Source organism: Streptomyces sp. NPDC087428, assembly GCF_044744085.1.
GTDB lineage: Bacteria > Actinomycetota > Actinomycetes > Streptomycetales > Streptomycetaceae > Streptomyces.
This window is the reverse complement of the sequence record NZ_JBIUXR010000032.1, coordinates 1-9,176: the sequence shown is the minus strand read 5'-3', so window position 1 is coordinate 9,176 and position 9,176 is coordinate 1. Positions and strand designations below refer to the sequence as shown.

Annotated in this window: 7 protein-coding genes; 4 read left to right on the top strand and 3 right to left on the bottom strand. The window is 71.2% G+C overall.

From position 1 onward, the window contains the following. Nucleotides 1–70: 70 nt before the first annotated feature. The 4 genes from ACIO3R_RS39170 (at nucleotide 71) to ACIO3R_RS39155 (ending at nucleotide 4,537) form a co-directional block, all read left to right on the top strand. Nucleotides 71–307, top strand: coding sequence for an acyl carrier protein (locus tag ACIO3R_RS39170; RefSeq protein ID WP_385036440.1), 237 nt, complete (start codon nucleotides 71–73; stop codon nucleotides 305–307). A 9-nt stretch (nucleotides 308–316) separates the two neighbouring features. After that, nucleotides 317–1,288, top strand: a complete 972-nt coding sequence (locus tag ACIO3R_RS39165) for a helix-turn-helix domain-containing protein (protein ID WP_385036439.1) — start codon at nucleotides 317–319, stop codon at nucleotides 1,286–1,288. Then, nucleotides 1,257–2,810 carry an AMP-binding protein gene (locus ACIO3R_RS39160; protein WP_385036438.1) on the top strand — a complete coding sequence of 518 codons (1,554 nt, stop codon included), beginning with the start codon at nucleotides 1,257–1,259 and terminating at the stop codon, nucleotides 2,808–2,810. The genes ACIO3R_RS39165 and ACIO3R_RS39160 overlap by 32 nt, the downstream gene beginning before the upstream one ends. A gap of 131 nt (nucleotides 2,811–2,941) precedes the next feature. Then, nucleotides 2,942–4,537, top strand: coding sequence for an MFS transporter (locus ACIO3R_RS39155; RefSeq protein WP_385036437.1), 1,596 nt, complete (start codon nucleotides 2,942–2,944; stop codon nucleotides 4,535–4,537). Between the two features lie 142 nt (nucleotides 4,538–4,679). On the opposite strand, the gene ACIO3R_RS39150 is transcribed toward ACIO3R_RS39155, so the two are convergent. From ACIO3R_RS39150 to ACIO3R_RS39140, 3 genes are all read right to left on the bottom strand, one after another. After that, entirely contained in the window at nucleotides 4,680–5,441 is a 762-nt protein-coding gene (locus ACIO3R_RS39150; protein WP_385041902.1) for a TetR/AcrR family transcriptional regulator, read from the bottom strand. Nucleotides 5,442–5,631: 190 nt separating this feature from the next. Further along, nucleotides 5,632–6,855 (bottom strand): NAD(P)/FAD-dependent oxidoreductase, encoded by a 1,224-nt coding sequence (locus tag ACIO3R_RS39145; RefSeq protein ID WP_402111889.1) that lies wholly within the window; start codon nucleotides 6,853–6,855, stop codon nucleotides 5,632–5,634. A gap of 76 nt (nucleotides 6,856–6,931) precedes the next feature. Beyond that, a partial coding sequence (locus ACIO3R_RS39140) for a type I polyketide synthase (protein WP_402111887.1) occupies nucleotides 6,932–9,176 on the bottom strand: 2,245 nt, incomplete at its 5' end.

Below are 9,176 nucleotides of genomic sequence, written 5' to 3'. Positions count from 1 at the left end.
CGCGGTACCGGTGCGGTCCGGCGAGCCCGGAACAACCATTCACCCCTTCGCGCCTGAAACCGGAGTCATCATGTGGGATGAGCAGTTCGACATTCTCCTTCGGAAGCAGTTGTCCTTCCTTCCGCCGGACGAGCCGATCACCGGGGACATGAAACTGCGCGATTTCGGTCTCGACTCACTGGGGATGATCGAGCTGCTCGCGGGCCTCGAATCCACGTATGAGGTGCATTTCCGCGACGAGGCCCTGTCCCTGGAGATATTCGAGAACCCGGACGTTCTCTGGAACTCACTGCAACGTCTGCGCTGAGGGCCGGACATGCGTAGCGTCCCGGCCCTGCGTCTGAACGAGGGCGACCGGGCCCGGCTGGAAGCGCTGACCCGTATGTCGACGGCGCCGGCCGGGCTCGTGCGGCGGGCGCGGATCGTGCTGCTCGCCGCGGGGGGTGCCTCGAACACGGAGGTCGCCGCCCTGCTGCGGGTGTCCCGTCCGACTGTCCTCAAGTGGCGTTCGCGGTATGCCGAGTCGGGTATCGCGGCCCTGGGTGATCTGCCCCGGCCGGGGCGTCCCGCGACGGTGGACGAGGTGGCGGTGCTCGTCGCCACGCTCTGCGACGGCGGTACGCCGCCGGCCCGGTTGCGGGCGCCGTACTGGTCGTCGCGGCTGCTCGCGGGCGAGTTGGGGATCGCCCACTCCACGGTTTCGCGGGTGTGGCGGAGGTGGGGGGTGCAGCCGCATCGCCCGGAGTCCTTCCAACTGCCCGCCGAGCCGCCCCTGCCGCCCGGCGCCCATCGTGGTGTCGTCGGGGTCTGCCGCGTGTCGCCGTGGAACGCCGTGGTCCTGCGGGCGGACGGCCGGACGGGGCACCGGCCCGAGGAGCGGCCCAGGCCCCTGTTGCTCGACCGGCCCCGCCCGGGGGCGGACCGGGCCTCCGCACCGGCCACCTTCCTGAATCTCCTGGACGCGGTCACCCAGGCCCATCCCTACCCGAGGCTGCACGTGCTGCTGGACGGGAAGGGTGCGGCGCGTTCCCGTGACGTACGGGAGTGGCTCGCGAGGAATCCCCGGGTCGTCCTGCACCACGCGCCGGCCGGCCGGTCCTGGGCCGACCTCACCGAGGTCCTCCTGCGGATCGCGGGCCCGGCGCCGCGCCCCGGTGCGCCCGAGTCCGTCCCGGCGGCCGGCCGGTCGTCGCGCGTCCTCGCGGGCATCGAGCACCGCTCCACCTCATCCGTCCACCGTCACCCGGGGAACACTCATGGACCAGACATCGGCCCACGCCCTCTATGACCGTTTCCTGCGCGGGCTCGCGCGGTCCCCGCACGGGGTGGCGATCCGCGTCGGCGATGCCACGCTGACGTACCGGGAGCTGTACGACCGGGCGCTGGTCTGGGCGGGCTCGCTGCTGGCCGCGCTGCCGGAGCGTCCGGCCGCGGTGGGGGTGCTCGCCGGCAAGGGCGTCGACGCGTACACGGGCATCCTGGCCTGCCTGTTCACCGGGGTGCCGATGGTTCCGTTGCAGCCTTCCTTCCCCGTGCTCCGTACCCTCCAGATGCTCGAAGCGGCGGGGGTGGAGGCGTTGATCGTGGACGCGGAGGCGGCCACGGTGCTGGAGAAGCTGCGCGCGGAGGGCGTGGGGCTTCCCGCCCTGCTGGACGGGGCGGCCGCGGACGGCGCCGAGGGGAGGATCGTGCCGGATCCGGCGGCGCGCCTGGCGCACCCCCGGCCGGTCGCACCCGGTGACACCGCGTATGTGCTCTTCACCTCGGGTTCCACGGGCCGGCCGAAGGGTGTGCCGGTCACGCATGCCAACGGCGCCCACTATTTCGGCCTGCTCGACGCGCGGTACGACTTCGGTCCGCACGACGTGTTCTCGCAGAACTTCGATCTGAACTTCGACTGCGCGATGTTCGACCTGTTCTGCGCGTGGGGCGCCGGCGCCGCGCTGGTGCCCGTTCCGGCGGGCGCCTACCGGAACCTCCCCGGTTTCGTCGCCGAGCAGGGCATCACCGTCTGGTTCTCCACCCCCAGCGTGATCAGCCTGATCCGGCGCACCGGCCAGCTCACCGGGGGCGCGCTGCCGTCGCTGCGCTGGAGTTTCTTCGCGGGCGAGGCGGTGACGTGCCAGGACGTGACGGACTGGCAGCACGCGGCGCCGGGCTCCGCCGTCGAGAACCTCTACGGGCCCACCGAGCTGACCATCACCATCACCCGGCACCGCTGGTCGCGTGAGACGTCGCCGCGGATCGCGGTCGCGGGGGTCGTCCCGATCGGGCCGGTCCACGCGGGGCACGCGTGGATGCTGCTCGGCGCCGATGGCGAACCGGACGCGTCGGAGGGCGAGTTGTGTGTCGCCGGCCCCCAGCTCACCGCCGGGTACCTGGACCCGGCGGATGACGCGGGCCGGTTCCTCGACCGGGACGGGGTGCGCTACTACCGGACGGGCGACCGGATCCGGCTGGGCGAGGACGGGCAGTTGCTCTACCTCGGCCGGCTGGACCAGCAGGTGCAGGTGCGTGGTGTACGGGTCGAGCTGGCGGAGATCGATGAGGCGCTGCGCCGGTGCCCGGGGGTGGAGGACGGTGTCGCGGTGGCGATGCCCTCCGAGCAGGGGATCACGCTGGCCGCTTTCCACACCGGGGAGCGCGTGCCGCCGGTCGTCCTGGCCCGCGAGCTGAACCGCACGCTCCCCCGGGCCGTCCTCCCCCAGCACTTCTTCCACATCGCGGAATTTCCGCTCAACACCAACCGGAAGATCGACCGCCGGGCGCTGCTGCGCCGGGCGCAGGAACTGCTTGCCCGAACGCACTGAAAACCGCTGTGGGGCGGGGCTCGGGAGCCTCGGCCCACCGCCGATGGGTACGCGACACGCTGACGCGTACCTGATACGCTCAGCGTGTTACGTACTCAGGGTCATGACGCAGGAAGGCATGGACGTTTGCCATGACAGAAATCAAGCCCCGGGCGGGGCTCAAGGAATGGCTCGGCCTCGTGGTGATCGTCCTGGTCACCCTGCTGATCGCCATTGACATCTCGGTACTCGGCTTCGCGATCACGCCCATCAGCGAGTCGCTGAAGCCGAGCGCCACCCAGCTGCTGTGGATCATGGACATCTACAGCTTCGTGCTGGCCGGTGCGCTGATCACGATGGGCTGGGTGGGTGACCGCTTCGGACGGCGGAAGCTCCTCATCATCGGCGCCCTGGTCTTCGGTGTCGCGTCCGCGCTCGCCGCGACGGCCGACAGCCCCGAGATGCTCATCGGCTCGCGCGCCCTGCTGGGGCTCGGCGCCGCGACGCTGACGCCGACCTCGCTGGCCCTGATCCGCAACATGTTCCACGATTCAAAGCAGCGCAAGTCGGCCATCGCCGCCTGGAGCGGCACCCTCGCCACCGGTGCGGCCATCGGCCCGGTCGTGGGCGGTCTGCTGCTGAACAACTTCTGGTGGGGCTCGGTCTTCATGATCAACACCCCGGTGATGGTGCTGGTGCTGATCCTGGCCCCGATCCTGCTGCCGGAGCGGCGCGACTCCTCGCGCGGCAAGCTGGACGTGCTCGGCGCGTTCCTCTCCGTCGCGGGCATCATGCCGTTCATCTACGGCCTCAAGGAGCTGGCCGTCGACGGCTGGTCCCGCGATCCCGCGATCTGGGCCGCCGTCGGCCTCGTCCTGCTCATCGCCTTCGTGCAGCGCCAGCGCATGACGTCGCACCCGCTCATCGACATCTCGCTGTTCCGCTACGGCGGCTTCACCGGCGCGATCATCACCAACCTGATGGTGATGTTCTCGTTCATGGGCGTCAGCATCCTCACCAACCAGTTCCTCCAGATGGTGCTGGGCATGACGCCGTTCCGGGCGGCCCTGTGGTCCATGGCCGTGATGCCGGCGATCGGGATCGCGGTCGGCCTCGTGTCGGCCCTGTCCCGCAAGGTCAAGCCGGTGTACCTGGTCTCCAGCGGGATACTGGTGATGGCCGTCGGCTTCGGCGTGCTGAGCCGCCTCACGGTGGAGTCGAACGTCGCCGTCCTGCTGGTGGGCGTGGGGCTGATGGCGGCCGGCATGACGGCCTCGAAGACGCTCACGGCGGAGATCGTCGTCACCTCCGCGCCGAAGGAGCACGCCGGTTCCTCCACGGCCACCTCGGAGACGTTCACCGAGTTCGGCAGCGCGTTCGGCTTCGCGGTCATCGGCAGCATCGGCTCCGCCATCTACCGCCATGACATGAACGCGGTGAACCCGACCGGTCTCGGCGGCGAGGCGCTGGGCGCGGCGCGCAACACCATCGGCGGTGCCGCCACCGTCGCGGCCCAGCAGCCGGCCGCGATCGGTTCCGAACTGCTCGCCACCAGCCGCGAGGCCTTCACCCACGGCCTCCAGGTGGCCGCGCTCTCCGGAGCCGCCGCCATGGTCGTGGTGGCCCTGATCGTCGCCGTGCTCCTGCGCAAGGTGCCGATCGAGACGGGCGAGCCGATCGACCCGTACGACCTGGACGCACCGGCGACCGTCCCCGCCGCGGGACGCATGGAGCCCGCCGCGAGCTGAGGCGCCGGACGCGGAGGAAGCGGAAGGGGGCTGGTTCCCCACCCGGTCGGGTGGGGAACCAGCCCCCTTCCGCATGCCGTACGGCAGGCAGCTCCCGCGGTCGCGTCGGCCGGTCCCGTGACAGGACCGGCCGACGCGGCCGTCAGGTGAGCGGCTTCTCGCCGTTGCGGATACGGACCAGCACCTCGACCCCGTCCAGGACCCGCTGGAGCCCGAAGGTGAAGTCGTCCTCGGGCTCGTCGAACGCCCCGGCCTCCAGCAGTTCGGCGAGGGCGGGGAACGACGAGGAGTCGGCGTACTTGGCCAGCGCGCGGCCGTAGTTGGCCATCAGGTCTTCCTCGCTGATGCCCTCGGTGACGACACCGAGCGACATCTGCACGTTGTTGCGCACGTAGCCGATCATCAGCATCATCACGGAGAGCTTCTCGTCCGGCCGCAGCGCGGTGTCGCCCAGGGTGCGCAGGCCGCACTCCAGCCAGCTGAGCTGACCCGGCTCCAGGGGCGGTCCGCTGACCGAGATCTGGAGCATCCACGGGTGCCGGTGGAAGACCTCCTGGAAGGCGCGGGCCCACTGCTCCAGACCGTCCCGCCAGTCCCCCGCCGCCGTTTCGATACGGGGCGGGGTGCCGTAGGCCATGTCCAGCATCAGCTGCCGCAGCTCGTCTTTGCTCGACACGTGGCGGTACAGCGACATGGTGCCGAAGTCGAGGCTCTTGGCGACCCGGGACATGGACAGCCCGGCCAGGCCGTCGGCGTCCGCCGACGCGATGGCGGCCGTCACGATGCGCTCGACGCTCAGGCCGGTGCGCGCGGTGCGCTGTTCCCTGTTCCGCAGTTCCCAGAGCACCGCGATGCTGTTCGGCAGGCCGACGCCTTCCGTGCTCTTTCCCTCGCCAGTAGTCATCTCGTGCCTGCCTTCATCGGAAGCCTTCCCATGCGTATCACGCACGCATAGAGCATCGTATACGCCTCGGGTCCGCGGTACGCGGAGCCGGTGTGACACCGAGGTGGGGAGACGGTACGACACCGCTCTCGGTGAAAGTGAAGGAAGGGGCGGGCTCGCGCGCCGCCCCCTGAATCGGTTGGTTTCGCCGTCAGACGGACGTCGGTGCGGGGGCCGGTGCCGGCACCGTGGCGGCCAGCTCCGTCGACGGCCGGCCGAGCAGGAGCCGGCACTGCCGCAGGCCGCGCGCACTGTTCCAGCCCAGCGCGCCGACGAGGATTCCGTCGCGGTGGTACGCGGCGACGAACTCCCGGTCCGCGGTGGACCCGCTGATGATCTCCGTCCGTGCGTCAGGGGGGCACCAGCCGATCGTCTGGATCTTCTCCCCGAACTGATGGGTCCAGCCGAAGGGCACGGGGGCGTACGGCTGCCCGCCCGCCTCGCCGGCCAGCAGGTTGGAGACGACCGCCATGGCCTGCTGGGCGGCGTTGGTCCGCTGTTCGAGCCTGACCCGGGCCCCGGCCACCATCGGGTGGGGCCAGTTGGCGACGTCGCCCGCCGCCCACACCCCGGGGGCGGCCCGGCAGTGGGCATCGCACAGGACCCCGTCCCCCAGGGCCAGTCCGGAACCGGCGAGCCAGTCCACGGCGGGCACCGAGCCGATCGCGACGACGACCAGGTCGGCATCGACGGTGGTGCCGTCCGCCAGCCGGACCCCGCGCACGCTGCCGCCGTCCTGGGCCATCCCCACGACATCGGCGCCGAGCACGAGCCGCACCCCGTGCTCGCGGTGCATACCGGCCACGAGCTCACCGATCCCGGCACCGACCTGGCGCTCAAGAGGCTGGGCGTTCGTGTCGATCAGCGTCACGTCGAGCCCGGCGCCGCGCGCCGTGGCGGCGATCTCCGCGCCGAGGAATCCCGCGCCGATCACCGCCACCCTGGGGCCTGCCGCGAGCGCCTCGCGGAGGCGGACGGCGTCGTCCAGCGAACGCAGGACATGAACGCCCCGCAGGCCGTCCCCGTACGGCAGCGTGCGCGGCCGGAGGCCGGTCGCGATGATCGCCGCGTCGTAGGGCAGCCGTTCGCCGGTGTCGAGGGTGACGGTCCGGGCCACCGGGTCGAGGCCGGTGGCCCGGCAGCCGAGGCGCAGGTCGGCGTCGACGGCGGCCAGCGCGTCCTCCTTGCGCAGCCAGGTGCTCGGGGGTTCCCACCCCTCGCTCAGCAACTCCTTGGAGAGGGGCGGCCGGTCGTAGGGCGGATGGACCTCGTCGCCGACGAGGGTCAGCCCGCCCTCGTAGCCCTTGGCGCGCAGCGTCTCCACCGCGGTCAGTCCTGCGGCCGCCGCACCCACGACGACTATCCGGTTCAGCACACTCGCTCCTCGTCTCCGGTCGGTGCTCATATGAACCCCTTGTGCCATGACCCGCAAGACCTGCCGGGAGGTTGTCCTACGCCTCGCTGCCGAACATGTCGCCGTCGAGCAGGTCGAACAGCTCGTCCGCGGTGGCCGCGCTGAGGTCATCGGCGGGGGTGTCCTCGCCGAAGAGCGTCTGCCGCAGGTGCGTGGCGAGCTCGGTGGCCGAGGGGTAGTCGAAGATCAGCGTCGGCGCCAGCCGGCAGCCGGTCACCTCGCCCAGCCGGTTCCTGAGTTCCAGCGCCGTCAGCGAGTCGAATCCGCTGTCGAGGAAGCCGCGTTCGGCCGGGACCGCTTCGGCGCCCGCGTGGCCCAGAACGGCGGCGGCGTGACCGCGGACCAGGTCCAGCAGGGCCCGTTCGCGGTCCTCGGTGCCCAGCCCGGCGAGACGGGCGATCAGCGCGGCGGGGCCGGCCCCCTTCGTGCGGGTGCGGACCACGGGCGCGGCCTCGGCGGGGACCATGTCCCGCAGGAGGGCGTGCAGTGCGCCGGGGTGCGCCTTCAGGGTCGGTACGTCGACGGCGAGCGGCACCAGTGCCGCCCGGCCGGAGCGCAGGCCGGCGTCGAACAGGCGGAGTGCGTCGGCCGGGGCGAGGGCGGGCAGGCCGCGTGCCGCCATGAGGCGGGCGTCGTCGTCGATGGCCTCGGTCAGGCCGGTGGCGACGTCCCAGAGCCCGTAGGCGAGTGAGGTGGCCGGGAGACCCTCCGCATGGCGGTGTACCGCGAGCGCGTCCAGGAACACGTTCGCCGCCGCGTAATTCGCCTGCCCCGCCGCCAGCACAGAACCACCCGCCGACGAGAACAACACGAAGAACGCCAACCCGAGATCCCGCGTCAGCTCGTGCAAATACCAAGCCCCATCAGCCTTCGCACCCAACACCCGATCCAGCCGAGCCCCGTCCATCGACCCCACCAACCCGTTGTCACCCGCACCAGCCGCATGCACCACACCCACCAACCCAGCCCCCACACCCTCCACCAGCCCCGCCACCGCACCACGGTCCGACACATCACACGCCACCACAGACACCTCAGCCCCCAACCCCTCCAACTCCCCCACCAACACACCAACCCCAGGAGCATCCGACCCCCGACGCCCCGCCAGCACCAGACGCCGCACCCCATGCACCTCCACCAAATGCCGCGCCACCAAACCACCCAAACCACCCGTCCCACCCGTCACCAACACCACACCATCGCCCACAACCCCCGGCACCCCGTCCACGGCACCACCCGCACCTGCCGGCACCTCCACCAGACGCGGAACCAGCACCACACCCCCACGCACCGCCACCTCCGGCTCACCCGAAGCCAGCACCACACCCGCAACATCCCCAAACACCCCACCCGAAGCATCCACATCAACCAACACAATCCGCCCCGGATTCTCCGCCTGCGCCGCCCGCACCAACCCCCACACCGGCGCCACACACACATCCACCCCATCCCCCACACCCACCGACACACCACCACGCGTCACCACCACCAACGGACCCCCACCCTCAACACCCTCACCCTCATCAGCCAGCCACCCCTTCACCCTGTCCAGCACCCCACCCAACACCGACCGCACACCCACCACCGGATCCACACCCACACCCACACCCACCGACGGCACCTCAAACACCACCCCACCCGACACACCCACACCCTCCACCACACCAGCCGACACCAACGGCCGCCACACCACCTCATGCAACCCACCACCCACACCCACACCACTCAACTGCTCCACCGACACCGGACGGAACATGAGTCCGCCGACCGTGGCCACAGGGGCGCCGTCCTGGTCCGCCAGGCTCAGCGAGAGGCTGTTGACGCCCTGAGGGGAGAGCCGAACCCGCAGCGAGCGGGCACCGGCGGCGTGCAGAGAGACGTCCGTCCAGGAGAAGGGGAGCTCGGTCGGCTCGTCGCCCGTGACGCCCTCGCCGACTCCCAGGGCGTGCATGGTGGCGTCGAGCAGGGCGGGGTGCAGACCGAACCGCTCGGCGTCCCCGTGTGCCTGCTCGGGCAGCTCGACCTCGGCGAAGACGTCGTCGCCACGCCGCCACACGGCCTTGAGTCCGCGGAAGACGGGGCCGTAGACGTAACCCTGCTGGTGGAGCAGCTCGTAGGCGTCGTCCGTCCGTACGGCGACCGCGCCCGGCGGGGGCCATGCGGTGAGGTCGAAGGCCGGCACCGGCCCACCCGCACCCGCACCCAGCACACCGTCCGCGTGCAACACCCACCCCGCACCCACGCCCTCGCTCTCACGACGCGAATGCACCCGCACCGAACGA